This is a genomic window from Siphonobacter aquaeclarae, from assembly GCF_900103285.1.
GTDB lineage: Bacteria > Bacteroidota > Bacteroidia > Cytophagales > Spirosomataceae > Siphonobacter > Siphonobacter aquaeclarae.
On the sequence record NZ_FNGS01000005.1, the window covers coordinates 376,040 to 402,794 of the forward strand.

Below are 26,755 nucleotides of genomic sequence, written 5' to 3' on the forward strand. Positions count from 1 at the left end.
GGACTGTAGGCTTTCCTCACGGCCCAGACTGCAAATACAGCGGCAACGAGACTGCCGGGAATCAGGTATAGAAGAGTAGGATCCTGCATGGAAGGTCTGGGTTGGAAACAGGGCGAAGGTCGGAACAGCCGACTATCTGTACAACCCCGGCAAATGGGGGACTGCTGTTTTTGGGTAGAAAGCGGAGAACGGGACAACCCTTTTCCGGTGAAGCGGAGCGACCGGCGCTTCCTTTTTTTCGCGTATCTTGCGTCATCACCCGCTTTTTATGCGATTACCTGCGTCAACGGCCTCGGCCAGGAGTTTGAAAACGTATGATTATACCGCCCTTTCCCCCTAACGAAAACCAGCGTCTGTCTGCGTTATTTGAGTACCGCATCATGGACAGCCTGCCTGAAGTGGCTTATGATGCGATTACCCGTCTGGCGTCGACAATCTGCGATACGCCCATCAGCCTGATTACCCTGGTGGATGAAAAAAGGCAGTGGTTTAAGTCAAAGCAGGGTATTGTCGAACTGGAAACACCCCGCGAGTATTCTTTCTGCGGACACGCCATTCTCGAACCGACCCGCCCTTTCATCGTCGAAGACGCGCGGAAGGATGCCCGGTTCCACGATAATCCCTATACAACAGGTGATCCTCATGTGATTTTCTACATCGGCGTACCGCTCGTTACACCCTCCGGGTATCCGCTGGGGACTCTTTGCGCCATCGATGAAAAACCGAAGCAATTGTCCGACCGCCAGATCGAGTCCTTGAAAGACCTCGCCCAGCAGGTCGTCATGTTGATGGAACTGCGGCGGATTTCGGTGGAGACGGAACGGTCCCGCCAGTCGCTCTTCGTCCTCAACGGCCACCTCGAAGTCGCACGGGAAGAGGCGGAGCGTGCCCGCAACGAAGCAGAGCGCGCAAAAGACGATAAGGCCCGGTTTCTGTCGACCATGAGCCATGAAATCCGCAATGCCCTCAGCCCGATTATCGGGGCGTGCGATTTGCTGGCTATGGAAGACCTGAGTCAGGATGCCAAAGAAGTAGTGGATATTCTGGAGTTTTCGGCGCAGACGCTTCACAGCCTGCTCGACGATATTCTCGACTACAGCAAGCTGGAAGTAGGAAAGGTGAAACTGGAGCAGATTCCGGTGGATTTGCGCCGCCTGGCCGGAAAAGTAGCCGATAATTACCTGCCTTTGGCCAACGGAAAGTCGGTGCAGCTGGTGACGGATTTTCCGGATAACATTCCTGCGTATGTGCTCGCTGATCCGACACGGCTGGTTCAGGTATTGAGCAACCTGCTGTCAAACGCTGTGAAGTTTACCGAGGCGGGGTGGGTCCGGCTGTCGTTACAGCTCGATCAGGAAGATACCGAATCAGCCACGATCCGGTTTGAAGTAGCAGACACCGGTATTGGTATGTCGGAAGAAGCCCGGGCGCGTATTTTTCAGGAATTCTCGCAGGCCGGCGCCGATACTACCCGGAAGTTCAAAGGTACCGGCCTCGGGCTGTCGATCGTGCAGCTTATCGCCGGGCTGTACCGAAGCCATGTTTCGGTTGAAAGCACGCCGGGCGCCGGGTCGCGGTTTTTCTTCTCACTTTGCCTGCCGAAAGTGCCGGCTGCTTTCGAAGCTTCCTAAATTTGCGTAGGTATTGAAAACGCACGTTTGGATGAAGTATGTATTGCTGATAGCCTGTATGGCTTTTCTGAGCTCCTGCTGGGCGCCGAGATGCCCGATGAAGAGCTGCCATGTGACGATGGAACACCGTCACGAAGGACGTATCTACCGGGGCAGATCCATCTTTTCTTCCCCCACCCATAGTTTCGCCTGGAAAATGAAGAACCGCCGTGGCGAGGCGGAGGAGAAGAGCCTCTACCGGGAAAACAACGATCCCAAGTCGAAGAAGAAGTTTAAGAAGTTGCTGCCGTGGGAGAAAGTGTAGGGCAGGGGGCATAGGGCCGGTTAATATCTTGATAATGTACCAGTTAACCCAAAATCTTTCGACCTTTGCCCCATGCACTACTCCTTCTGCACCCGCACCGTTCTCACCCCTCCCGTACCCGATAACCGCAGGATGTAGCCGCCTGCCGGGCGGTGGATCAGGTTGAGGGGAAACGGAGAGCTGGAAAGGGTATGTTCTTCGATCAGCCGGCCTTCCGTACTCCATACATCCAGCCGGTTAAAGCCCTGCGGGAAAGAAACAGCATAGTGACCTTTTCCGGGATTGGGCGATACGGTCACGTCTTTTGCCGTTACGGGATCGGACCCCAGCGGAAGGAGTACTTTCACCGCAAACGTGTCAGCCAGGCAGCCCGCGTTATCCCTGACGATAAAAGTCTGATTCTGAGAAGGTCGTACGCTGACGGAGGCTTTTGTTTCTCCGTTTGACCACTGGTATGCTCCCTCCCAGGACGCTGCCAGGCGGAGCGAATCGCCATAGTTGATCGTCAGTTCTTTCTTTTTCGAGACGTCTTTGAACAGGGTGAACTGATCACGTACGCCGGCGTCTTCCGAAATCCAGCGGTAATCAAGCCGGTTCTCGTTTATTTCGAGCGCCACAGATCCGCCCTTGTTTTCGCCGTATACCAGCGCCGGATGCGGCCACACCGGCTGCGAACCTCCTCCGGCGCCGCCCGAACCATTGGTGACATAGATCGTTCCTTCTCCGCCCGTTTTCTTTACGTATGGGCAGCCGCTTCCTTCGTACTTGCCGGTTGTGGCCGCATTGGTATATCCCGGCGCGATGTGTTTGGCCGGCTGGAACGTACTGCCGACTCCGTAATGTCCTTTCATCATCCGGAAGCGTTCGTACACATGGCTGTGCCCGCAGAAAACCAGGTCTACCGGATACTGCTCCAGCACGGGCAGAAGATTTTGCCGGATATTGGCCAGTTCCGGGTCAATATCCGAGTTGTAAGAACCATAGGTATAGGCAGGGTGGTGCCAGAGAACAATGGTCCACCGGATCGCCGGATTGTTCCGCGCTGCTTCCAGGTCTTTCTTCAGCCACGTTACCTGCGGGTTTTCGGGATAAAAGACGCGCTGGTCAGCCGGGGTTTCAAAACCATAGGAATCCAATGCCACGACATGGATATTCCGGAAGTTGAACGAGTAGTATTCCTTCTTGCCGGAAGGCACGCCGCCCATTTCTCCGTCAGACGGCGGAGAAATCAGGCGGAGGTACGGAATCTGATGCGTTTTGCGGAGGTCGTAGTTGAGCGCATAGTCGTGGTTTCCGGGGACGGCATAGAACGGCGTCTGGAGCATCACCGGATGGTTTCCATACACATTGAACGTATTATCCTGGAATTCCTGCTCCGTACCGATGCCATAGGCATTATCGCCCAGCCAGAGCCAGAGATCGGTACGGGGAGAGCCGGCTTTTTTCTGGTAGTCTTCATAGGCAGAGAGAACGCGCTTTTGCCGGTCGCTGCCGTTGCCGAAGTCGCCCAGCAGCCAGATACGGGTCTTACCGGCGTCGCTGGCCGTTTCCAGGACGAGGTCGTTTCCCTGTTTAAAGGTCACCGTGCCGGCGCCTACGGCATAGCTGTACCGCGTACCGGTGGTAAGGGATGCAGCCGTGACGGCATGATCGGTGACGGCCTCATTTTCGGTGAACGTCAGCGGCGTTTGCGATCCGGCGGGGGTGAGGGTAGCCCATCCCTTCACGGGCAGGTCTGTACGCCAGCGGATAGTGACCTGATTCTTAGTGACTTTCTGCAGGTAGGGCCCCCGGGTGAGCGTTTGGGCCGAAACGGTATGCAGTTGAAAGGCGAAGGCAATCAGGAACAAAAGGATAAGGCTCGGACAATACCGGTGCTCCATTTCCGTATAGATTACTTGAAAGAAAGGTGAAAAATAAGTATTTTTGATTTTCTTTAAAAGTAGGAATCCCTGCGTGAGATAAGGGAAAATTGAATTCAAATGGCTGATACCACAGAAGATCTTCTCCCCGAAGAAAGTAGTAACTCCGGTAACATCATTCCCATTAACATCGAAGATGAAATGCGCGGTGCCTACATCGACTACTCGATGTCGGTGATTGTTTCCCGTGCGTTACCTGACGTTCGTGACGGCCTCAAACCGGTGCACCGCCGCGTGCTGTACGGAATGGAGGAACTCGGCGTCAATTACAACCGGCCCTATAAGAAATCAGCCCGTATTGTGGGTGAAGTACTGGGTAAGTATCACCCGCACGGCGATTCGTCGGTGTACTTCACGATGGTTCGTATGGCGCAGGAATGGTCCCTCCGCTACCCGCTCGTCGACGGGCAGGGTAACTTCGGGTCCATCGACGGCGACTCCCCGGCGGCTATGCGTTATACCGAAGCGCGTCTCAAGCGGATCGCGGAGGAAATGCTGGCCGACCTCAACAAGGATACCGTTGATTTTCAGAACAACTTTGACGATTCCCTGAAGGAACCGACGGTACTTCCGGCAAAGATTCCGAACCTCCTCCTCAACGGCTCGGCAGGTATTGCCGTCGGGATGGCCACCAACATGGCGCCTCACAACCTGTCGGAAATCGTGGACGGGATTACGGCGTATATCGATAACCCGGAAGTAACCGTGGCCGACCTGATGCACTACATCAAGGGTCCGGATTTCCCGACGGGAGGTACGATCTATGGTCTTTCCGGAATTCGTTCAGCGTTTGAAAGCGGTCAGGGCCGGGTCGTTATCCGCGCCAACGCCACGTTCGAACAAACGAAAACCGGTAAGGATCAGATCGTTATTACCGATATGCCTTACCAGGTCAACAAAGCGGTTCTTCAGGAGAAAATCGCCGAACTGGTAGAGAGCAAGCGGCTGGAAGGTATTTCTGCCATCCGGGATGAGAGTTCTAACCGGGACGGTATCCGTCTCGTTATCGAACTAAAGAAGGAAGCGGTTCCGAATGTCGTCCTGAATAACCTGTACAAGCATACGCCGCTGCAAACGGCCTTCAGTGTCAACAACGTCGCCCTCGTCAAAGGCCGGCCGATGACGCTGAACCTGAAAGACCTGATCCGGCACTATGTCGATCACCGGCTGGATGTTATTGTCCGCCGCACGAAGTACGACCTGAAGGAAAACCGGAAACGGGCACATATCCTGGAAGGTCTGCTGGTAGCCCTCGATCACCTTGACGCTGTCATTACGTTGATCCGGGCTTCCCGCGATCCGGAAGTAGCGAAGCAGGGCTTGATGAATGGCGACTTCATGACGGCTGATCAGAAAAAAGCCTTCCTCGCCAATCCGAACCGGACGCTGCAGATTGTCGATACCTTCCAGGGTGAAGATCAGAACTTTGTTCTTAGCGAAGCGCAGGCCAAAGCCATTCTGGAAATGCGTCTCCAGCGCCTGACCGGCCTGGAGCGCGACAAGATCGTCGAAGAACACGCCGACCTGATCAAGCTTATTGCCGATCTCGAAGATATCCTCGCCCGCCAGGAGCGCCAGTACGGCATCATCAAGGATGACCTTGCCGAACTGAAAGCCCGGTATGGCGACGAACGCCGGACGCAGATTTCACATGCGGACGACGAGCTCTCGATCGAAGACATGATCGCCGACGAGGAAATGCTCATTACCATTTCTTCCGAAGGCTATATCAAACGTACCGCGCTGAGCGAATACCGTACCCAAAGCCGGGGCGGCGTAGGTGCGCGCGGCGTCAAGACCAAGGACACGGACTTTACCGAACACCTCTTTACGGCCACCATGCACAATTACCTGCTGTTCTTTACCGACGCAGGGCGGTGTTTCTGGATGCGGGTGTTCAATGTTCCGGAAGGGAATAAGACGGCGAAGGGACGGCCGATCCAAAACCTGCTCAACATTGAGTCAGGCGAGAAGATCCGGGCCGTTATCAACGTCAAGACGCTTTCCGATCCGGATTACATCAATAACAACTACATTGTGATGTGTACCCAGCAGGGTATTGTGAAGAAGACTTCGCTGGAAGCCTATTCACGTCCGCGGCAGAACGGTATCATCGCTGTAAACATCAACGAAGGCGACCGCCTGCTTGACGTTGCGCTGACCAATGGCTCGAACGAAATCATCATCGCCGTAGACGCCGGCCGTGCCGTTCGTTTCAACGAAGAGAAAGTTCGCCCGATGGGCCGGACCGCTACCGGGGTGAAGGGCGTGGAACTGGCCGGTGGTGAAAAAGTAATCGGCATGGTTTGCGTCGTAGATCCGTCGACGGCGCAGCTGCTCGTCGTATCCGAACAAGGCTACGGCAAGCGTTCGGATATTGAAGATTACCGTCTGACCAACCGCGGCGCCAAAGGGGTGACTACCCTGAAGGTGACCGATAAGACCGGTAAGCTCGTGGCAATCAAGCAGGTAACCGACAATGACGACCTGATGATCATCAACAAGTCCGGTATCGCGATCCGTTTCGCGGTGGCTGACCTGCGGGTAATGGGCCGGAATACGCAGGGTGTCCGGTTGATCAGCCTTCGCAACGGCGACGAAATTTCTTCGATCACGAAAATCGAGAAAGAAGAAGAGGAACAAACCGAAGGCCTGGAAGGCGAAGCACCGGGAACCCCTCCCGAAGCAACACCGGAGGCATGATTTTTTAGCCCTGGAGACGACAGGTCTCCGGGGCTTTTTTATACTGTCGGCGGAAGGCCCGGATTGGTCGCAGGGTGCCCGGGGAAATCCCGCCCCGGTTTTCACGCAATCAATAAAATTGTTTATTTCGCGTAGTAACTAAACCAACAATTGTATTCCAAGATGAAGAAACTCGTTCTTCCGGCCTTTTTAGTAGGCCTGTTATCAGCTTCTGCTTACGGCCAGAATAGTGCGATTATGGCCCTGGAAAGCGGTAAGCTCGACAAGGCAAAGGAGGAGATAGATAAAGCGGTACAGGATCCGAAATCTTCAACCAAAGCCAAAACCTGGTTCGTAAAAGGACAGGTGTACGAAGGTCTCGCTACCGACCCGAAGCTTTCTTCCCTGGATTCGATGTCTTCGCTGGGCGCTTACGAAGCCTATAAGAAGGCCATCGAGATGGATACGAAAGAAGGAAAACTGGGCAGCACCGCCAAGGATGCTCAGAAGGCCATCACGAAAGACAAGGAAGCCAAAGACAAACTTCGCCTGTACTATGGCCTCGTAGGTCAGGGCAATGCCAAGTACCAGAACAAGAACTTCGCCGACGCGCTCAAGCTGCTCAAGACCGCCATGGTCATCGAGCCGGGTGATACCACGGCAGCGATGTTCACCGGTATTGTTGCCCAGCAGCAAGGCGATAACGCTTCGGCCAAGGAAGGCTTCACGAAGTACCTCGAACTCGGCGGCAAAGATCCCGTTATCTTCTATACGCTCTCCAACATCTACCGGGGAGAAAAGAACGATGCGGAAGCGATCAAGATCCTCGACAAGGGTATTGCTTCCAACCCGGACAGCAAAGACCTGAAAAACGAGAAGATCAACATCTACCTCCAGTCCGGTCGTACCGAAGACGCCATCAAGGACCTGAAAGCCCTTGTTGACAAAGATCCGAGCAACGCCCAGAACCTCGTGAACCTGGGTATTCTGTATGACAACGCTGCTCAGACGACCCGCGAAGAGCTGTCGAAATACGAAACCGAAGCACGCAAAGCCGGTGATTCCGGTAAAGCAGTGAAAGCAGCGGAAGAAGATGTAAAACTCTTCGGCGACGAAGTGACCCGTCTGACGGCTGCCCTTAAGAAGAAGCCGACAGATAAGGAACTCAAGCGCCAGCTGACCGACGTAACAACGAAGCTGGCCGATGCGAAGAAGAAACTTGCTTCTGCCTCCCAGGAAAAAGCCACTGCCGATCAGGCAAACGCATCCAAGCTCGCTGAAAGCCAGAAGAAAGTTGCTGAGCTGACCGCGAAGTGGGAAAATGAAAAGAACCAGGCAAAAGCCAACTACGAGAAGGTACTGGCCATCGACGGAAATAACTACGATGCGAACTACCAGATGGGTGTCTTCTTCTTCAACGAAGGTGTTGTTCAGAAAGGCAAAGTAGATGCCATGGACATGAATACCTACAACAAAGAAGGTAAGGCCATCGAAGAGCAGGTTATCGCCAAGTTCAAGCAGGCGCTGCCCTTCTTCGAAAAAGCCTGGTCTGTCCGCAAGGAAGAAGACCTGAAGACGAACCTTGCTCAGACGTACAACATCCTGAAGCAACTCGAAAAGTCAACCGCGTACGATGAAAAAATCAGCGCGCTGAACTAATTCCGGTTTAGTCTTTTTGGAAATCCCCGCAGTGAACCTGCGGGGATTTTTGTTTGCAAGGGTTTTCAGTTTCCGGTTTTCTGTTTTCAGTTAAAGAGAACCCGGGACATTCCTGCCGGGAAAGAAATGGCAAACGAATCGATCCGATCCGAACCAAAACATACCCGCTGCGTTTCGTAAACTGAAAACTGAAAACTGAAAACGGGAAACTGAAAATTGAAAACGGAATGAAACGTCTCGGACTCCTCGGCGGCATTAGCTGGACATCGACGGTCGATTACTACCGGTACATCAACGAAGGAATCAACGCCCGGCTTGGCGGACTGAACTTTGCGGAGTGTATCGTTTACTCGCTGAATTTCAATGATTTCCAGCGAAACAATACGGGGGGAAACTGGGATGAAAGCCGGAGATTGCTTCAGGAGGCCTGCAAGCGGCTGGAGGCGGCAGGTGCGGAGGGGATCGTTCTCTGCGCCAATACGGCACACGCGGTGGCCGACCAGCTCGTACTCGGCGTGCCGCTTATCCATATTGTACCGGCGACGGCAGCAGCGATTCGCGGCGAAGGCCTGAAAAAAGTTGGACTACTTGGTACAAAATTCACGATGGAAATGTCTTTTTACTTGGACGGGTTGAAAGCGCAGGGCATCGACGCGTTTGTTCCGGAAAGCCAAACCGATCGGGACTATATCCAGCAAACGCTTAAAGAAGAGCTGGGTCGCGGCATTATCCGGGAAGAAACGAAAAGCCGCTACCTGGCCATTATCGATGGACTTATCAAAAAAGGAGCGGAGGGGATTATTCTGGGTTGTACCGAGATTCCTTTGTTGCTGAGCCAGCAGGATGTGTCCGTGCCGGTATTTGACACGACGCGTATTCATTCCGAAGCAGCTATTCGTTTTTCGGTGGAATAGACGCTTCGTATCCTGCCCGGGTCAGCACCATCTGAATCAGGCTCCATGATTTTCCGTCCTCCGAGCGGTAGTAGTCATCCAATTGGCCATACGTCGTGAACCCGGCGTTTTGGTACAGTTGGATGGCTTTTTCATTTCCGGCGACGACGCCGAGCGTAATCACGTCCAGGTCCGGTTGTGCAAATGCCTGATTTACAGTATAGTGGAGTAGGTCCGAGCCTATTCCCATACCCGGTCTGGAAACAAAAAAATGGCTGATGTCTCCCCGGTGCTGCGACTTGGCCCGGGTTTCGCGGATAAAACCACACATACCTACTAATTGGTCGCCGACAAACGCTCCGGCAAGGAAATCATTTGGCTGGCGACCCTGAAGTACCGGGTCGAACTTGAGTGTTACAGCCTGTAATTCATCTTCATAACGTGACCCGAAGGCGTCCGGGGCCGTCTGCAGGCACTCCAGCCGGAGTGCGCGATAGCTCGCCGCGTCAGCAGTACCCAGAAATCGGAAGGAAGACAGCATAGGGGTTCGGAGTGATCTGATTTTCAGATGAAGGAAGAGCGAGTACCCGCTGAAAAATAAGGGTATTCATAAAACGAAGCAATGATGCCGGACTGGAAAAGCATTTCCGGCATCATTTGCATAATATCTTTAAATCTATTTATCTTTGCAGCTAAGATATTTATTCTATGGATAGTCAAAAGAAAAGCGAACGGCTGGACGCCTTCAGAAAGGCCAGCCGGCAATACTCCGACACCTCGATTCTGATGCATGAAGCCATTGCACGGAAGGTCGGGTTGTCTGGCGCCGATCACAAGTATCTGGGATTGATCCTTCAACATACTGAACTGACAGCAGGGGACATCGCGAAACTGACAGGATTGACCACGGGAGCGGTGACCGGTCTGATCGATCGTCTGGAGAAGAAAAACCTGCTGGAGAGGCGGTTTACACAAGAGGACAGGAGGAAGGTAATCATCGTCCCGAACGTTGAAAACAGCATGAAGCTGCTGCAACCGATTTTCGCCGAACTGCAACGCCGGACAGCCGAACTGACCACTACTTTTTCGGAGACGGAACTGCAGGCGATTGAACGCTATTTCACCGGCGCCACGATCCTGATGAAGGAAATGACGAACGAGCTAAACCGTTGACCCTATGATCAAAATGGAAGAAATGACGACTACATACCTGACCCGGGCGGAATTATGGCTCAGCATCACCACGTTGCTGTATTTTCTGATGAACGGTGCACAGATCTTTGAAACACTGGTGTTTGTGCCCAAATGGGCTGCCTCGCCGCAGAATTTTGCGTTGTTGCTGGACGGGAGGGGAGTCAGTCTCAAAACCTTCTGGATAATCTTCCATTCTGTCCATGAAGTCGCATTTATCCTGGCGATCGTCTTTTGCTGGAAACTCGATCCGGTAAGAAACGGGTTGCTGATTCTGTTTGCCGTCCACGTGGCCGTCCGGATCTGGACGCTGGCTTTTTTTGCTCCGAATATTATTGCCTTTCAGAAGATAGCGGAGACAGGCCCGTCGACGGTCGACCTCGTTAGCCGGACAGCCCGCTGGCAGCTCCTGAATTATGTACGGGTAGCGATTTTTATCGCCGTTTCGATAGGAATGATCCCGTTATGTATTCGTGTTTTTGGTATGCGGATATCGGGATAAAACTACGTAAAAGCCATGAAGACGGAGGGATGCAGCCATGTTGCTGCATCCCTTTTTTGCACTATGCTGCCCCGAGGCACAGCCGTGACACTTTTGTTATGATTCGGTGATACCCCGGGGATACTGTCTTTTTTGTTTTGCATCATTCCATCACGCAAAACACTGAAAAGATGATACGATCATTGCTCGGGCTGACGGCCGCAGCCTTCCTTCTTTCGGCCTGCTCCAAGGACGACGACGTACAGCCGACTACCAAAACCTTAACCATCGAAAATGTACTGGACAGCAAGCCGCTGGTGGAGTCGGGGACGTTCATGGGTACCGGCACGCCACCGGTTATTCTGCCGGGACAGTCTGTCTCCTTTTCTTTTTCGGCTGCGAAAAACCAGCGGCTGACCTTCGCGACGATGTACGGATGGAGCAATGATCTGTTTTTTGCTCCGGAGAATCCGGGTATCAAACTGTATGGTGACGACGGGGTGCCCGTGACGGGCGACGTCTCCACGCAAATCAAACTATGGGACAACGGCACACGGGTGAATGATACCCCGGGGGCGAAGCTGGTTCATCCCGGTACCGCCGAAGCCACTCTCCAGAACGTGAAAGAAGTAAACGGTATGGATGAGTATGGCCATGCGTTCCTGCCTGCTTCCCAGCTGATGAATGTATCGCTCAAGTATGAGGGGAATTCGACTTTTACCGTGACAATCAGCAACAAATCCGGAGGCACGGCCAACGAGACGCCGTTCAGTCCGGGTACCTGGGCGATCTCGTACGTTGCGGGTGGTAATTTGCTGTCGCCCGAACCGATTTATGCCAGCGGAAAAGCCACTTCGGAAGGTCTGACGCGTATCGCAGAGGCAGGGGATATTGCCCCGATGAGCGCCGCGCTGACGGCGCAAACGGGTATTTTTACACCGCTTTCGCCTGTTTTAGTCGTTGTATATCAGGGAAATACAAATCCGTTTTACAAAACCGGTGAAAACGACAGGGGAGAAGGCCTGAAGGATCTGGCCCAAAAGGGAAATGCGGATATCCTGGCGGCCGCCCTGAAAGGGAAAAGCGGTGTCAAAAGCGTGTATGTCCTGAAGGAGCCGACCTCCACGGTATTGCTGCCGCGGATTGGGGGCGGAGCCGGAGGAAAAGTAGCGCAGATGCTTTCGCTGGTACCGGGAGACCGGATCGCTATCGCCACCATGTATGGCTTTTCGAACGATTGGTTTTTCGCTACCAGTGGAAATGACATCGACGGAAGTGTAGTAGGAGATGTATCGAACTCTATAGCGCTTTATGACAATGGTACCGCGGTTGACCAGTTTCCCGGAGCGGGTGTCACGCAGGCTAACCTTGCCGGAACGCCTTTAGCCGAAAGCAAAGCCATCGGGCCGGTACCCAATCCCAACAAATTCACGACGCTGCCGGCGATCGGAAGTATTGTGAAGGTGACATTGCAGTAGAGTACTTAACTGACTATCAGCGTGTTTTTGGCAGTAGCTTTTGCGAAGCTTCTGTCAAAAACACGCCGTCGTTAGCGGGCAGGAGGTTGCTGCCAATGGCTTAATTCTTCCTCGATGAAGTAAGAAACCAGGTTCCGGTAGAGCTCTTGGATAACCTTCGGGTTAAGACCTTGGTCCTGAGCCCATTGTCCGCGCTGAACCAGCATCGCTTCGAAGCGCTCGGGTGCGCGGACCGCCTGTTCGTCGGTTTTGAATCTGGCGGCTGCCTTGACGTATTCGAATCTTCGTGCCCATAAGGTAATTACTTCATGATCAAGGGCATCGATAGCTTGCCGGATTTCGTCCATGTTGCGGCAGGCATCGGGTGTCTGGACTGGAGTGTGCATGGTAATAGGTATCTGCAGAGCTACCGGTTTCCGGCGGGCAGATGAGCCGGCAATAATAACAGACAGAATAGTGTCCGCGGCGACAGGAGCAGGAGTATTTTTTTTATTGCCAGGTGAATATCATTTGAAGACCTCATCCATGAAAAGGAGCAATACTCCATTTAGGAATCGTTAACGAATTGTCATCGCTGCAGGGGCCATTCCTTATATTATTTAACATAATATAAATTATGAAACAAATAGCGATCACGTTTGAACAGGCAAAAAGGATCGATCTGTGGGCCGTTTTGCGGGAAATCGATTTTGGGAGTTTTCAGTTTGCGGTTTTCAGTTTTCTGTTGGGTGTGCTCCTGTTTCTTGCGACGGTCATAGCCGGTGGTTGAGCTCCGCCGAAACCAGCGTGGCGAGTTTGTTGATGAACAAGATTTCAAGAGCAACTTTTCAATAACTGATCTTTTGAATCCCTGATGTTTCCGCCACGCTGGTTTCGACGTAGCTCAACCACCGGCTATCGCGCATTTCAGGGCATTCCGTTGCACTGTTATGGTTTTAACAAAACTCGTTCGCCCTTCAAAACAGAAAACCGAAAACGATAAACCGAAAACCATATCTACTTAAACGCGAAATTTTTCCAGTTACTATTGTGTAGTCAAATGACTTCGCATATATTTGTAGTCAAATAGCTACATAATGAATCTGAGACGAGATGTTTTCCAGGCCATCGCCGATCCGACCAGACGGGCCATTCTGTTGCTGGTTGCTTCCCAGGCCATGACTGCCGGCGCTATTGCCGCCAATTTCGACACCGCCCGGCCGACGGTTTCCAAACACCTGCAAATCCTCACCGAGTGTGAGCTACTGCGCCAGGAAGCCAGCGGACGGGAAATGATCTATCACCTTAATCCCATGAAAATGAAGGAAATAGCAGATTTTCTAGAGCCCTTCCGCCTCATGTGGGAAGCCCGTTTCGATAAACTCGAAGCCGTAATGAAAGCCTATCAGGCACAAAACGAACAAAAATCATGACACAAAAAACCACCGTCGAGGCTGCTGAGGGCCAGCACGATCTCTTCATCAACCGGGAGTTTGACCTGCCCCTGTCGCTGCTTTTCAAAGCCTATTCAGAGCCCGCCCTGCTCGAACAATGGATGAGTACCAACGTCCGCAAGCTTGAAAACAAAGCGCACGGCAGCTGGCGCTTTGAAACGACTGACCCTCAGGGGAATATCGTCTTCAGTGCACACGGTACCATTCATACATTCCTGCCGGATCAGAAAATCATCCGGACGTTTGAGATGGACAATGCCCCGTTTGGTGTTCAGCTGGAAATTCTGGAATTTGAAGCGGTGACAGACCGGACGAGCCGGCTCCGCATGCATACGGTCTATGAAACCGTCGCCCTGCGGGACCAGATGCTGAAGCTCCCCTTTCGCCAGGGACTCAACATGGCGCACAACCGTTTACAGGAAATCGTCTCTCAACTCGCCTGAGCCATGTCAAAACGAAACAAAATTATTTATTGGATTTCGACCGGCTGGCTGGCGCTGGGAATGGTCTCGACGGGCGGCGTGCAGCTGCTGGGTGTGAAAGAAGAAGTCGATTTTGTCGTCAAACTGGGGTACCCACCCTATTTTCTGCCCTTGCTGGGCGTTTGGAAGATTCTGGGGGCGGTTGCCATTCTGGTACCCCGCTTCCCGCTGGTGAAAGAATGGGCCTACGCCGGCTTCTTCTTTTCGATGAGCGGCGCGATTTATTCGCATATTGCTTTCGGAAATCCGGTGAAGGAGATCTTCCCTTCGCTACTGTTGCTGACGCTGACGATTGTGTCGTGGTATTTCCGCCCGACCGACCGGAAGCTGATATCCTCAACCTATTGATACACACATGAATCCGAAGACCGAGTTCTATTTCGTCGGCACCGAAAAGTGGGAAAAGGAAGTCAGGCAATTGCGTAAAATCATCCTGGATTGCGGGCTGGACGAAGCGCCGAAATGGGGTGTCGCCTGCTACATGTACCAGCAGAAAAACGTGGTATTGATCCACGATTTCAAGGACTATTGTGCCATTCTTTTTCCGAAAGGCGCGCTGTTAGCGGATCCGGAAGGACTGCTTATTCAACAGACTGAAAACGTACAGGCGGCACGGCAGATGCGCTTCACCAGTTTGAAGCAAATCATCGATCTTGAGGCTACGATCAAAGCCTATGTATATGAGGCGATTGAAGTGGAACGGGCCGGTTTGAAAGTCGAAATGAAAACGACGGCCGATTTCCACGTGGCCGAAGAATTTCAGCAGAAACTCGATGCCTCTCCGCAACTGAAAGCCGCTTTTGAATCGCTTACGCCCGGTCGGCAAAAGGGATATCTGCTCTACTTCGGTGCGGCAAAACAGGCGAAAACCCGCGAGGCCCGCGTCGAAAAATACATCCCGCAAATATTGGATGGGAAAGGTCTGGAGGACGAGTGAGTTTTCGGTTTTCAGTTTTTTGTTTTCAGTTATGAAGGCTGCCGACGTTTCCCTCCCCTGGGGTGGTTGAGCTACGTCGAAACCACCCGACGCGCCAATTCCTGAACTTATATCAACCATTCGACCCGCCACGCTGGTTTCGACGTAGCTCAACCATCGGGCACTGCCCAACTCTAAGCTTCCAACTCTAAACCACTGATTCTCATGTCATCTTCCAACCGCGAAATCACCATTACCGCTTTTCTGCCTGCGCCGATTGAGGTTGTATGGCGGGTATGGACTGAGCCACAGCACATTGCAAACTGGTGGGGACCGAATGGCTTCACCAACGAGATTCACCAGATGGACGTAGAACCCGGCGGCGTCTGGCGATTGACCATGAAAGGTCCGGACGGAAAGACATATCCGAACAAGAGTATCTTCCAGGAAATAGAACCGTATCAAAAGATTGTCCTGCAGCACTATAATCCGAATTACCTGGCGACGATTGTCTTCGAACCGAGAGAGCAGGAAACCCTGCTGGAGTGGACGATGACGTTCGAAACAGCCGAATTATTCGAGACCGTCGTACGCGTATTCCGGGCCGACCAGGGGCTTCAGCAAAACGTGGAAAAACTACAGGCGTATCTGCTTCAGCTTCAGGGAAAATAAGACGCTGTCAGCCATGAAAAAACACCTCACTTCCGAAGAAAAGAATACCCTTCTGCAACTCCTCAAAACCCGCTTTGAAAAGCACAAACACCGGCACCCGGATATAGCCTGGCCGGATGTTCAGGCCCGGTTGGAAGCGCGTCCGGACAAGCTATGGTCCCTTCAGCAAATGGAGGAAACACAAGGCGAACCGGACGTGATTGGCCGGGATGAAAAATCAGGCGAATACCTCTTTGTTGATTGTTCAGCCGAAACGCCCAAAGGTCGCCGCAACGTGTGCTACGACCGCGAAGCACTCGATTCCCGGAAGGAACACAAGCCGCACGACAGCGCCGTTGATATCGCTGCTGCAATGGGTATTGAATTACTCGACGAAGCCCAATACCGTCGCCTTCAGGAGCTTGGCAAATTCGATACCAAAACATCCAGTTGGATCGTCACCCCGCCCGCCATCCGTCAGCACGGTGGTGCGCTCTTTGGCGACCGCCGCTACGAACACGTTTTTGTGTATCACAACGGCGCGCAGTCGTATTACAGCTCGCGGGGGTTTCGGGGGCTTTTGAGAGTCTGAATAGGGTTTTCGGTTTACAGTCTACGGTTTTCAGTTTGCCATCCAAACCGTTACCTCCTGCGGCCATAGCCGGTGGTTGAGCTACGTCGAAACCAGCGTGGCGAGTCGATTGGCAGACAAAAGATCAGCAACCGTCTTCCCAACAGAAAACAGTAAACCGCCTTCACAATTCCATCTTCAGTTTGCCGTCCAAACCATTACCTCTACGGCCATAGCCGGTGGTTGAGCTACGTCGAAACCAGCGTGGCGAGTCGATTGGCAGACAAAAGATCAGCAACCGGATTTGTCGGGTGGTTTCGACGTAGCTCAATCACCCCGAGGGGAAGACGGTCGCCTTCCCAACTGAAAACAGAAAACCGAAGACTGAAAACTGCCTTCACAATTCCATCTTCATCAAAATATCCGTCTGCTCATCGTCCCCGAGCTTAAATACGTGGGAATCAAAGGGTACCAGGCCCATACGTTGGTAAAAGCGGTATGCCTTCGGGTTTTCTTCCCAGACGCCGAGCCAGAGGTACGGAGCGTTCAGCTCCCTGGCTACTTCCACGGCCTTTTCAAACAGGACGACGCCGAGCTGCCGCCCCTGGTGTTCCTTCCGGATATAGATACGCTCGAGCTCCACGGCTCGGGGATCCTGCGGCTCGGTTTGAGATGCGCCGGTATTGAGTTTCAGGTATCCGAGGATTTCGTCTCCTTCCGAAACAAAATAAAAGAATGAATTCGGGTCGGTTAGTTCGCGGTGCAGTTGCCCGTCGTTGAACTTTTCTTCCAGGTACCGCTCCATGTTTTCGGGGGTATTGAGGGCGGCGTAGGTATCGGCAAAGGTTTCGGAGGCGAGCAACTGAAGCGTTTTCAGGTCGCCCGGGGTGACTTGGGTAAGGATCATTGGTTTGTCATGGCTTGAAGAACCGCAATGTAATATAGGATAATCTAACTAGCAATGGTTAAGTACTCTCCCATGCAGCGAGGTATGAAAATGAAATAGAGAACAGAGAGCAGTGTCCGGAATGACTTGATCGTCAACGTATCTGCGGGACCGGTTGAGCGCCGATGAGAAAGTGGTACCCTGACTTCTTAAAAAAATGTCTATTTTGGAGTCGATCCTCTCTATCACCATGAAATTCATCTATCCTCCCAAAGATCTCAGCCTTATCGATTCCGACGGGGTATCCCTGCACGGGTTCTTTTACCATTGTTTTAATGTATTGCCGACGATACACCGGTATGTCAAGAACGTGGACCGGCAGATCATGCTCAATGCCCTGCGGGAGCGTTTCGACCTGTCGGACGAGTCGCTGATTTACCGGACCTTTCACGAGCACTCACCCGGTATCGCCCCCAATCCCCAGCACCCGAAACGGCTGATGGAGTTTGCGGTACAGATCCGGGAGCAGTTCTGGGTGTCGTCCAACTACCACAATTTTGAGATATATTCAGGGCCGGCCGTCTCAGAAGCGGATGTGGAAGACGTCCTGGCGTGTTTCCGGGGCATGGAAGAGTCCCAGCCCAACCAGCAGGATCTCTTCAACATGATCATGCGGAACGACTACGGGTACGATTTGAAAGCCTTCCAGATCCGCAAGCATGACATCGACCTGAGGGCCAACTACAACGACGATTTCTCGCCCGTACACGAACGCATCGAGACATTCCTCAAAGAACCCAATTCTAACGGAATTGTGCTCTTGCACGGCCTTCCCGGCACCGGAAAGACGACGTACCTGCGCTACCTGATCTCGACGCTCAACAAGAAGATCATCTTCCTGCCGCCGCATTTGATGGATTTCATGGCCTCGCCGGAGTTTATCCCGTTTATCACCGACTATCGGGATTCGATTCTCATCGTCGAAGACTGCGAAGAGCTCCTCAAACCCCGCGAGCAGAAGATGGGCGGGGCGTCGAGCGGGCTGACCAACCTGCTCAACATCGGCGATGGCCTTTTGGCGGACGCCCTGAGCTTCAAAATCGTCTGTACCTTTAATACCGACCTCCGGAACATCGATCAGGCGATTCTGCGTAAAGGGCGCCTGATTGCCCGCTATGCCTTCCGCGCGCTCGATACCGACAAGGCCAACCAACTGGCCGAAAAGATCGGCAAGGAGCCGTCTTTTACGCATCCGGTGACGCTGGCAGAGCTCTATAATGCAGGAGAAGAGAACTTTGCAGAAGTACCCGTTGACCGAAAACTGGGTTTCTGAAGCAGAATAGGATCGTTTACTACCGTCCGCAGCCCACGCTGCGGACTTTTTTATGCCTGGAAAGTCGTACCCGCCACCGACCCCGAAGGGGTCAAACGTTAATAACCCGGGGCGTAGCCCCGGGACCCAAAACGAAACGAGCACAGGTGAGGGAAATACCCCGGGCAAAACGCCCGGGGTCAATGACATTAGACCCCTCCGGGGTCAGGAGATTACTCGTTCGTCAGAATCGTCTCCAGATCAGCAGGAGAGTAATTAACGGATTTCAACGTCTTGTGGTCGGCATCCCGGAAAACGAGCCATTTGCCGTTGTCTTCGCGGTAGTGGGCCTGGGTACCGTCTTTATCGAGGTAGTAGGCGACGGTGGCCTGAGCTTCCGCTTCGGTCTCACAGGCTTTGCTCATATTGGAGCGGTGGACTTCGTTGAAGAGGGCAGTGAACTTCTCTCCCAGGCCGAACTCGAGCACCGCGCCGGATAGGACGTACTGCAGGTCGCAGAGCGCGTCCGCGACACCAACGATATCCTTTGCTTCCACAGCTTCCCAGAATTCTTTCAATTCTTCCGCGAGCAGATCGTATCGGAGTTTGGCCCGTTTATCGGCCGGAATTTGTGGATCCGGTAAAACAGGAGCATGAAAAGTACGATGAAATTCAGCGACTTGACTCAAAGAATATAAGGGTTCCATGTTGTCTGATAACCTACTTTATGTTGAATACAGGCTCTCGGCAGGTGTCCGAAAGCTCTCCGAAGATACGCAAAGATACAGCCCCGCGCCTACCCTTTGCCTGTTCAAATGTGCATTTGCGGCGTTCCACAGGTGTTTTTTAGTTAAGTGGCTCGGTATTAGCTACTTATTATCCACGTGGAACACCTCCGGCCCTCTTTTGCTAATCATGTGATATGGAACCGGTTATCCGGGCTTGTGTCAAGAGACGGTTTCGCAGAAATGAATGAGTGGAGAGAAGTCAGGACCGCGGTCCTGAGAGTACTGAAAAGATGGGATTTCGGGGAAAGCGTTTCAGGGAAAAGTACAAAAATGGATACTGGATCTCGTATGTCTTGAAGGTACTGGGTGAAGCTGTTTCGTGAGATGACCAAGACAAAAGCTGACCGGCTGGCAAGTAAAACGGCAACGTATTTCCCGATTTCAAAGTTGAATATTTCCGTGAAAAGAGCGTTAACCGCTAAGAAGTATAGTTGTTGGTTTGGGCATACCGTCCGGTGGTTTGGACCCGCTCAACCACTGGATGGCAGCGGCTGTCATGGCAACTTTTGAGGTCCTTTTCCAACACCATGCTCCACGTCCCCTGCCCCTTTGTGAACTAGCCGGTGGTTTCGACCCGCTCAACCACCAGGAGCGAACTCGCCCTCACCCATAAATGGGTCGTTCTGTTCGGATCATTTCGAATGAATATTCAATTATAATTTCATACAAAGAAAAACCCGAACACATCATTCGGGTGCATGGGATCAGATGATTTCAGCCCAGGTTTGGTCGGAATAGAAAACGATCATCTTGACGACATGTTTCCCTTCCTGGTGCGCAGTTTCCTCCCCGCGAGAATGCAACCAATCGACCTTCGGTGCAGCTCCGTTCTTTCTGGGCGATTCTGGCGGCCTTGAATTGGACGGGAATTCGGACCTAAAGGATTGACTGTAAGCAGGTTGAGGTTGGTTTTTGGCTGCCTGGACAGGCGCGGCCGGATTTTCATCGCAGAGCCATTCGAAGGTCACCTCCGGATAATGCTTCACGATCTTGCGCGTAATGTCCATACTGAGGCGGTTTCGCTCCGATAATATGTGCGAAATGCTCGATCTGGGGATTCCAATGGCATCGGCGAACTGGGCAGCGGTCAAATTCTTGGACTCCAACAGGTGCAGGACTTTTTCTTTGTCGCTCATAATATACAATTGTGACTAGTGCGGATGCACAAATGTATTTCAACAATGTAAACAATGCAAGGAAAACGATAAACAAAATTAAATTCACACTTGGAAATAGAAGTTACATTTGGATTGTTACGATTGTAAAATGTGAATTGGTGCTGGAATTGCTGATAATCAGCGTGGTTTACGATTGTAAACCAGTGTTTTCGTTGGAAGATTACAAAAGGAACACCCGATTCAATTACAAATGGATACGTTACAGATGGACACAAAAAAAGGAGAAGCATGGGGCCTCTCCTTCCGAATTTACATTCCTGTCAGTTATATTATACGGCTACATTGTTCTCACGCAGCGCCTGATTCAGCGATGTTTTGAGATCTGTGCTTTCCTTCCGCTTGCCGATAATCAGGGCGCAGGGTACCTGGTAATCGCCGGCCGGGAAATGCTTCGTAAACGAGCCCGGAATAACGACGGAGTTTTCCGGTACACGACCCACGTATTCGACCGGAGAATCACCCGTAACGTCGATTACCTTGGAGCTACCCGTAATGACTACGCCAGCTCCCAGAACGGCTTTTTTGCCGATTCTGGCCCCTTCTACAACGATACAGCGCGACCCGATAAAGGCGCCGTCCTCGATAATCACCGGAGCCGCCTGAGGGGGTTCCAGCACGCCGCCGATACCAACGCCGCCACTGAGGTGAACGTCCTTTCCGATCTGCGCGCAGGAGCCTACAGTAGCCCAGGTATCCACCATCGTGCCGGCGTCAACATAGGCACCTATATTAATATAAGAAGGCATCAGAATAACGCCTTTTGAGATATAGGAACCGTAACGGGCAACGGCCGGCGGTACGACCCGTACGCCGAGGGCATCGTATCCGGTCTTTAACTTCATCTTGTCGTGGTATTGGAAAATTCCAACTTCCTCGACTTTCATCTGCTGCAGGGGAAAATAGAGGACGATGGCTTTCTTAACCCATTCATTGACTTGCCAGTCCCCGTTTAGCAACGGCTCGGCTACCCGGAGGGTACCTTTATCAACTTGCTCAATGACTTCAGCAATGGCATCTTTAGCAGAAGGTGTGGTTAGCAACTGGCGATCTTCCCAGATTTGCTCAATGGTGGTTTGTAGCGTACTCATGCGGTTTGTAATGTTTTTGTAAAGGTAGAAGGAATGACGGAAAGTATCGATACGACATTTTGTCATCACGGTTTCTTCAGAAACCGTGAAAAAAGAACCTCACCTCCTACTCGATCTTTTCAGTGATAAAGTACTGGTTTTAAGTATATTAATAGAGTTATAAGAAATACTGAAGAGATGGAGCCCGATAAAACAGAATATTATTTGGCGTAGAAAAGAAGAGCTAAAAATGAGCAAAAAGAATAGATAAGAACGAACAGGCAGGGAGAGGATTTAGTAAAATAAAGGAAACACGCATTAGCAGATAAGAAAGTTAGCTAAATTACGTTAGTAAAAGTTACTAATTACTTAGTTTTGCTAATTCTATTCTCTTCTGGTTTGCTAAATTTCTCGCGCCAATTATTCCCTCCGTCCCTCTGTTTTCCCCTTTATTTCTTTAATATTGCACCCGGAAACCATAATCTATTTTCAACATGACCAAAGTTCGTGTCGCAATCAACGGGTTCGGACGCATCGGACGGCTCTCCTTCCGTCGCCTGCTGGAAAAGGAAAACATCGAAGTAATTGCTATCAACGATTTGACAGACAACGCTACGCTTGCTCACCTCCTTAAATACGATTCTATCCACGGCAAATTCCCCGGAACCGTTGAATCTGATTCGGAAAGCATCACGGTTAACGGTCAGAAGATTCACGCTTATGCTGAGCGCGATCCCAAGCAACTCCCCTGGGGTGAACTCAACGTCGACGTGGTCATCGAATCTACCGGTCGTTTCGTAGACGAAGCCGGTGCCGGACAACACCTCACCGCTGGTGCCAAGCGTGTCGTTATCTCTGCTCCCGCCAAAGGCAACGTAAAAACCGTTGTACTCGGCGTGAACGACGATACCATCACCGCTGACGATAAAATCATCTCTAACGCCTCCTGTACGACGAACTGCCTTGCGCCGATGGCGAAGGTCATCGACGATACGTTCGGCATCGAGAAGGGCTATATGACGACGGTTCACGCCTACACGGCTGACCAGAATCTTCAGGATGCACCGCACAGCGATCTCCGCCGTGCACGTGCTGCCGCGCTGTCAATCATCCCGACGTCTACCGGTGCTGCTAAAGCCATCGGTCTGGTTCTCCCGAACCTGAAAGGCAAACTCGACGGTTCTGCACTCCGCGTGCCGACCCCGACGGGTTCTGTAACCGACCTCACCCTCGTTCTCAAGAAAGCTGCTACAGCTGAAGAGATCAATGCTGCCGTGAAAGCCGCTGCAGAAGGTCCCCTCAAAGGCATCCTTTCTTATGTAACGGATCCGATCGTTTCTGCCGATATCGTAGGCGATCAGCACTCCTGCATTTTCGATTCAGAACTGACGTCTTCACAAGGTACCCTGGTGAAAATCGTCGGCTGGTACGATAACGAAGCCGGCTACTCCAGCCGTGTTGCTGACCTCGTTGCGAAACTGGGCGCATAATTCGTTTTCGAATAGATAAAAAAAGGATTCCAGGTACCTGGAATCCTTTTTTTATGAGCCGGTTTGATGTTCGGCCATCGCACCAGTTTACGTAGCCCTGAACGCGCCAGAAAGGCCCTATACGGCGTCCTATTTCTTCACCTTACGAACTTGCCGTCCGGAACAATGCTAGTAGCCTAACGGTCCTATTCTAATTCTGCCAAATCGGCTACAACAAACGTACTTCCTCCCACGACGATCAGGTCATTTGGATCAGCATGTTCCCTGGCATACCGCAAAGCATCGTTTACATCCGGCGTAAAGAACTCGGCAGCCAACCCCGCAGCCCCTGCCTTTTCGACCAAATCCGAGACAGCCAGTCCGCGAAACGTAGACGGCTGACAGAATACGTACTTTGCATCTTTCGGAAACAGGGGAAGAATCTTGCCCAAATCTTTGTCTTTTACAAAGCCCAGCACTAACCATAGTTGCCGGTGCGAAATAGATGCTGCCGTTTCCAGTACCTCCCGGATACCCGGTTCGTTGTGTCCCGTGTCACAAAACACCAGAGGATCAGTACCCAATTGCTGCCAACGCCCCTTTAAACCGGATAATTTAACCACCTGCCTGAGCGCTGACGTTTGCGTATTTGCAGAGATTTCGAATCCTGCATCGTTCAGCGCATCCACAGCACGCAAAACGCCCAGTACATTTTTGCGTTGATAGCTTCCTGTCAGATCCAGTTCTATCGTTTGGGCGCCATGCGGACCGTCAATTTCCATTTTCCGGAATCCGCCGTTTACTTCTTCCGACATAACCCGGTAAGAATCCGGTGCGAAGAAGATCGGGCTACCGGTTTCCTTCGCCTTCTTCCGGAAGACGTCGTCTTCACCGTGTTCGCTGATCACCACCGGTATACCCGGCTTGATAATACCTGCTTTCTCGCCCGCAATTTTCTCCAGGGTATCTCCCAGGACATCGGCGTGATCCCATCCGATATTCGTAATGACAGAAAGTAACGGGGTAATGATGTTCGTCGAATCGAGGCGGCCACCCATTCCCACTTCCACTACGGCGATATCCACTTCCTGGCGGGCAAATTCATGGAAAGCCATGGCTACCGTCCACTCAAAAAACGATGCATTTATTGATTGAATATACATTCGGTAGGTCTCCACAAATGACACAACCTGCTGTTTTTCAATGGGTTGTCCATTAATCCGAATGCGTTCGGTGAAGTCTTTCAGATGAGGCGAAGTATACAGGCCGGTTTTATACCCCGCTTCCTGCAGAATCGAAGCGAGCATGTGTGAGGTGCTCCCCTTCCCGTTCGTACCGGCCACGTGAATCGCACGGAATCGGCGATGCGGGTTGCCCGTCAGCTCCATCAGGGCTTCGGTATTGGCCAGCCCGGGCTTGAAAGCTTCCTTCCCGATGAGGTGAAACACCGGTAATTGCTGGTAGAGAAAATCGATGGTTTCCTGGTAAGTCATAAAAAAATGCGTACCCGGCAAAGGTACGCATGGTATGCATTCGATTATGTTCTTTTCCTATTGAGAACGTACCACAAACGTGATTGTTCCGGAAGAACTGGACGGCCGTGAACCGGAAGAGTTGGTCGGAACGAAATCCAGCTTCTCAATTTCCTGCAACAACTTCCGTACATCCGCCGGGCTCAGCGTTGCTTCTACGACGGTTTTCGAAATGAGGTTTCCATTCTCATCCACCTTGATGCGTATTACGGCCTTACCGTCGGAGTTCAGCCCCGAAGGAGACGGCCTGCGTGTCCAGGTCCACCCGGTCATGCTCAGCGAGGAGCCCCCGCTGCCGCCACCCCCGCCATTGCCTTTTCCATATAGGCCCTTTCCGTCGACCTTTCCATCCGGACTGCCGTAATCACCTACTCCCTTGCCACCGGCGGGGCCGTTATTGTTGCCTCCAGGCTCGTCACTGGTACCTGTCGTACCGTTGGACTTCGCTTTTCCGTAAAGTCCCTTAGAATCGACTTTAGGCTGCTCTACGGGCTTCGCCACTGCTTTCGGAGGGGCGGAAACTTTTGCTTCTTCCTTTACCTCCTTCGGCTCCGGCTTCGGAACCACCTTGACCGGACTTTCCACCTTCGAGGTTTTCAAAGGTGCTTCGACAGCTTTAGGCGTCGGTTTCGGAGCAACCTCCTTTATTTCTTCGCGGTGGCGTACTTTCTCGACTTTGGCTTCTTCCTTTGCCGGCTTTGACTCCACCCGGCTTTTGATCGCACTGGGTTTGTTATGTGTCTGAATATCCCCGCTGCCCAGGGCTCCGTTGCCGAGATTGGCCAGTTCAATGCCTACCATCGGTTCGGGCGGAGGCGTCAGCTTCCACATTCCAACCAGCCAGAGCAGCAGAAAAAGGAGAACATAGATCACCGTCGTCCACAAAAATGCTTGTGAGCGGTTCTTCCGTTCTTCTTCTTCGATCAGCAAAGTAGTGTTCATAATAAGAGACACGATACCTGAATTTTCCTTTACAACGAATGTGTGCTGACATTCGTATTCCGGCATGAAAAAACCGGGCCGTCAGACAGTCCGGTTTCGAAAATACAACCAAATCCGGCAAATGCAACTATTCTCCGACCGATTTGAGGATCCAGAGATTGTTGTGGAAATGGGTACCCAGCTTCTGTGCAGCACGTTGCGCTGCTTCCGCTGAAGTTAATTTTTCTCCGATAATTACTTTCACCAGGCCCTTCGTCCGGGGTTTGATCAGACGTACAGCATAACCGTCCTTCTCGAGCTGCGTCTTCATCCGGTTCGCGTACTTCACACCACCGAAACTGCCGGCGACAATATAATACCCCTTTTCAACCGCCGCGTCGCTTTCGACAAATTTCACGCGGGAAGGCACGACCAGGAATTTGGTATGATTTTCTACTATTTCTTCTTTGATTTCCGGTGCTTTCGGTACTTCCGCTACCGGCGCTTCGAACTTCGCAGTAGCAGATTCGGTCGGCTTCGGTGCCACGATAGCCTTAGGCCTGGCTTTTTCCACCTTCGGAGCGACGACCGGCGCCGCTGCTTTCTTTTTCGCCGCCCAACTGAAATCAAACACCGAAAAAGGGTTCATGCTCGAGAGCGTGGTCGTACGACCGGTAAACCAGATCCCCAATACCACCACAACCAGCGACGCAGCCGTCCAGGAAAGCCATTTCCGACGCGTAGGTAGCGGGCGAATGACTGCCTCCTGCTCAACTTCCTCGATTTCCGGCTCCAGCACTGCCGGGCGGGCCACCGGCGCTATGCGCGTCTGCCGTACGAAAGCAGGCGTCAGCTCGGGCATACCAAAGCTGTCGCCGTGGAAATTGATTTTTCCTTCCGGAGCAAAAACCAGCTTACCCTCCGAATTGAGCGTAAACATTCCCAGCTGGTCAAAACGGTAGTGTTCTTTCTGACGGATTTCGGAGCGGACATGCTCGACGAAGGCACGCAGCCGGGTTTTGACTTCCTCCCGGGAACGATGTTCGGCAGTCGCTACATAGCTCGACAACAGGCCGTCGTCGAACTGAAGCATCTCATTGAAAACCAAGCGTTTCCGGGGAGGAAGTACCTGCCCGTCCTGCAAAAAAGTAGCCGAATCAAAATTGCCGATAAATCCCCCGAAATCAGGTATTACCACACAATCCTGCTCAAAAAGCAAATTTTTCACATGTTCCGGAATCGTCGTCATCTTCAACTATGCGTCTGAGGTTGAACCACTTTTGTAACAGACTGATTATCAAAAGATTT

Annotated in this window: 26 protein-coding genes; 16 read left to right on the forward strand and 10 right to left on the reverse strand. The window is 52.1% G+C overall.

What is annotated here, in order from left to right; genetic code table 11:
• The first annotated feature begins 314 nt into the window (after nucleotides 1-314).
• Entirely contained in the window at nucleotides 315-1,631 is a 1,317-nt protein-coding gene (locus BLR09_RS14720; RefSeq protein ID WP_093203690.1) for a GAF domain-containing sensor histidine kinase, read from the forward strand.
• A gap of 13 nt (nucleotides 1,632-1,644) precedes the next feature.
• Nucleotides 1,645-1,935 (forward strand): hypothetical protein, encoded by a 291-nt coding sequence (locus BLR09_RS14725; RefSeq protein WP_143011101.1) that lies wholly within the window; start codon nucleotides 1,645-1,647, stop codon nucleotides 1,933-1,935.
• Between the two features lie 77 nt (nucleotides 1,936-2,012).
• Here BLR09_RS14725 and BLR09_RS14730 read toward each other — a convergent pair whose 3' ends face one another.
• On the reverse strand, nucleotides 2,013-3,818 hold the full coding sequence (locus BLR09_RS14730; protein WP_143011102.1) for a metallophosphoesterase: 1,806 nt from the start codon (nucleotides 3,816-3,818) through the stop codon (nucleotides 2,013-2,015).
• A 99-nt stretch (nucleotides 3,819-3,917) separates the two neighbouring features.
• Between BLR09_RS14730 and gyrA the strand changes: the two genes are divergently transcribed.
• The 3 genes from gyrA (at nucleotide 3,918) to BLR09_RS14745 (ending at nucleotide 9,112) form a co-directional block, all read left to right on the forward strand.
• The gene (gene gyrA, locus BLR09_RS14735) at nucleotides 3,918-6,560 is read left to right on the forward strand and encodes a DNA gyrase subunit A (RefSeq protein ID WP_093203698.1); all 2,643 of its coding nucleotides are present in this window, start codon (nucleotides 3,918-3,920) and stop codon (nucleotides 6,558-6,560) included.
• A 162-nt stretch (nucleotides 6,561-6,722) separates the two neighbouring features.
• Entirely contained in the window at nucleotides 6,723-8,198 is a 1,476-nt protein-coding gene (locus BLR09_RS14740; protein WP_093203700.1) for a tetratricopeptide repeat protein, read from the forward strand.
• A gap of 227 nt (nucleotides 8,199-8,425) precedes the next feature.
• Nucleotides 8,426-9,112 carry an aspartate/glutamate racemase family protein gene (locus tag BLR09_RS14745; protein ID WP_093203703.1) on the forward strand — a complete coding sequence of 229 codons (687 nt, stop codon included), beginning with the start codon at nucleotides 8,426-8,428 and terminating at the stop codon, nucleotides 9,110-9,112.
• Here the strand turns inward: BLR09_RS14745 and BLR09_RS14750 are convergent.
• Nucleotides 9,090-9,632 (reverse strand): GNAT family N-acetyltransferase, encoded by a 543-nt coding sequence (locus BLR09_RS14750; RefSeq protein ID WP_093203705.1) that lies wholly within the window; start codon nucleotides 9,630-9,632, stop codon nucleotides 9,090-9,092. The genes BLR09_RS14745 and BLR09_RS14750 overlap by 23 nt on opposite strands.
• Nucleotides 9,633-9,799: 167 nt before the next feature.
• On the opposite strand from BLR09_RS14750, the gene BLR09_RS14755 reads away from it, so the two are divergent.
• From BLR09_RS14755 to BLR09_RS14765, 3 genes are all read left to right on the forward strand, one after another.
• Entirely contained in the window at nucleotides 9,800-10,264 is a 465-nt protein-coding gene (locus BLR09_RS14755; RefSeq protein WP_093203708.1) for a MarR family winged helix-turn-helix transcriptional regulator, read from the forward strand.
• A gap of 4 nt (nucleotides 10,265-10,268) precedes the next feature.
• Nucleotides 10,269-10,784: a transposase gene (locus BLR09_RS14760; RefSeq protein ID WP_245689933.1), complete on the forward strand. Its 516-nt coding sequence runs from the start codon at nucleotides 10,269-10,271 to the stop codon at nucleotides 10,782-10,784.
• A gap of 170 nt (nucleotides 10,785-10,954) precedes the next feature.
• The gene (locus BLR09_RS14765; protein WP_093203710.1) at nucleotides 10,955-12,241 is read left to right on the forward strand and encodes a spondin domain-containing protein; all 1,287 of its coding nucleotides are present in this window, start codon (nucleotides 10,955-10,957) and stop codon (nucleotides 12,239-12,241) included.
• Between the two features lie 71 nt (nucleotides 12,242-12,312).
• On the opposite strand, the gene BLR09_RS14770 is transcribed toward BLR09_RS14765, so the two are convergent.
• On the reverse strand, nucleotides 12,313-12,627 hold the full coding sequence (locus BLR09_RS14770; protein WP_093203713.1) for an isochorismate lyase: 315 nt from the start codon (nucleotides 12,625-12,627) through the stop codon (nucleotides 12,313-12,315).
• Between the two features lie 690 nt (nucleotides 12,628-13,317).
• Between BLR09_RS14770 and BLR09_RS14775 the strand changes: the two genes are divergently transcribed.
• From BLR09_RS14775 to BLR09_RS14800, 6 genes are all read left to right on the forward strand, one after another.
• On the forward strand, nucleotides 13,318-13,653 hold the full coding sequence (locus tag BLR09_RS14775; RefSeq protein WP_093203715.1) for an ArsR/SmtB family transcription factor: 336 nt from the start codon (nucleotides 13,318-13,320) through the stop codon (nucleotides 13,651-13,653).
• Entirely contained in the window at nucleotides 13,650-14,117 is a 468-nt protein-coding gene (locus BLR09_RS14780) for an SRPBCC domain-containing protein (RefSeq protein ID WP_093203718.1), read from the forward strand. Before BLR09_RS14775 ends, BLR09_RS14780 begins: the two co-directional genes overlap by 4 nt.
• A gap of 3 nt (nucleotides 14,118-14,120) precedes the next feature.
• On the forward strand, nucleotides 14,121-14,504 hold the full coding sequence (locus BLR09_RS14785) for a DoxX family protein (protein WP_093203720.1): 384 nt from the start codon (nucleotides 14,121-14,123) through the stop codon (nucleotides 14,502-14,504).
• A 7-nt stretch (nucleotides 14,505-14,511) separates the two neighbouring features.
• Nucleotides 14,512-15,093, forward strand: coding sequence for a YdeI/OmpD-associated family protein (locus BLR09_RS14790; RefSeq protein ID WP_093203723.1), 582 nt, complete (start codon nucleotides 14,512-14,514; stop codon nucleotides 15,091-15,093).
• 204 nt (nucleotides 15,094-15,297) lie between these two features.
• Entirely contained in the window at nucleotides 15,298-15,744 is a 447-nt protein-coding gene (locus BLR09_RS14795) for an SRPBCC domain-containing protein (RefSeq protein WP_093203725.1), read from the forward strand.
• Nucleotides 15,745-15,757: 13 nt separating this feature from the next.
• A complete protein-coding gene (locus BLR09_RS14800) occupies nucleotides 15,758-16,315 on the forward strand; it encodes a DUF4256 domain-containing protein (RefSeq protein ID WP_093203728.1) in 558 nt (185 codons plus the stop codon).
• 376 nt (nucleotides 16,316-16,691) lie between these two features.
• Here BLR09_RS14800 and BLR09_RS14805 read toward each other — a convergent pair whose 3' ends face one another.
• Nucleotides 16,692-17,201, reverse strand: a complete 510-nt coding sequence (locus BLR09_RS14805; RefSeq protein WP_093203730.1) for a GNAT family N-acetyltransferase — start codon at nucleotides 17,199-17,201, stop codon at nucleotides 16,692-16,694.
• Between the two features lie 229 nt (nucleotides 17,202-17,430).
• Between BLR09_RS14805 and BLR09_RS14810 the strand changes: the two genes are divergently transcribed.
• Entirely contained in the window at nucleotides 17,431-18,513 is a 1,083-nt protein-coding gene (locus tag BLR09_RS14810) for an AAA family ATPase (RefSeq protein WP_176785559.1), read from the forward strand.
• A 212-nt stretch (nucleotides 18,514-18,725) separates the two neighbouring features.
• Here the strand turns inward: BLR09_RS14810 and BLR09_RS14815 are convergent, their stop codons facing one another.
• The 3 genes from BLR09_RS14815 to BLR09_RS14825 all read right to left on the reverse strand — a co-directional run bounded on the left by BLR09_RS14815 (nucleotide 18,726) and on the right by BLR09_RS14825 (nucleotide 21,546).
• Nucleotides 18,726-19,199, reverse strand: coding sequence for a pyrophosphohydrolase domain-containing protein (locus BLR09_RS14815; RefSeq protein ID WP_093203736.1), 474 nt, complete (start codon nucleotides 19,197-19,199; stop codon nucleotides 18,726-18,728).
• 785 nt (nucleotides 19,200-19,984) lie between these two features.
• Nucleotides 19,985-20,416, reverse strand: coding sequence for a helix-turn-helix domain-containing protein (locus BLR09_RS14820; protein WP_093203738.1), 432 nt, complete (start codon nucleotides 20,414-20,416; stop codon nucleotides 19,985-19,987).
• 311 nt (nucleotides 20,417-20,727) lie between these two features.
• On the reverse strand, nucleotides 20,728-21,546 hold the full coding sequence (locus BLR09_RS14825) for a 2,3,4,5-tetrahydropyridine-2,6-dicarboxylate N-succinyltransferase (protein WP_093204255.1): 819 nt from the start codon (nucleotides 21,544-21,546) through the stop codon (nucleotides 20,728-20,730).
• A 473-nt stretch (nucleotides 21,547-22,019) separates the two neighbouring features.
• Between BLR09_RS14825 and gap the strand changes: the two genes are divergently transcribed.
• Nucleotides 22,020-23,015 (forward strand): type I glyceraldehyde-3-phosphate dehydrogenase, encoded by a 996-nt coding sequence (gap, locus tag BLR09_RS14830; RefSeq protein ID WP_093203741.1) that lies wholly within the window; start codon nucleotides 22,020-22,022, stop codon nucleotides 23,013-23,015.
• Nucleotides 23,016-23,200: 185 nt separating this feature from the next.
• On the opposite strand, the gene BLR09_RS14835 is transcribed toward gap, so the two are convergent.
• The 3 genes from BLR09_RS14835 to BLR09_RS14845 form a co-directional block, all read right to left on the reverse strand.
• On the reverse strand, nucleotides 23,201-24,487 hold the full coding sequence (locus BLR09_RS14835) for a bifunctional folylpolyglutamate synthase/dihydrofolate synthase (protein WP_093203744.1): 1,287 nt from the start codon (nucleotides 24,485-24,487) through the stop codon (nucleotides 23,201-23,203).
• A 57-nt stretch (nucleotides 24,488-24,544) separates the two neighbouring features.
• Nucleotides 24,545-25,468, reverse strand: a complete 924-nt coding sequence (locus tag BLR09_RS14840) for a hypothetical protein (protein WP_143011103.1) — start codon at nucleotides 25,466-25,468, stop codon at nucleotides 24,545-24,547.
• 127 nt (nucleotides 25,469-25,595) lie between these two features.
• Nucleotides 25,596-26,696: an HU domain-containing protein gene (locus tag BLR09_RS14845; protein WP_093203749.1), complete on the reverse strand. Its 1,101-nt coding sequence runs from the start codon at nucleotides 26,694-26,696 to the stop codon at nucleotides 25,596-25,598.
• Nucleotides 26,697-26,755: the final 59 nt, after the last annotated feature.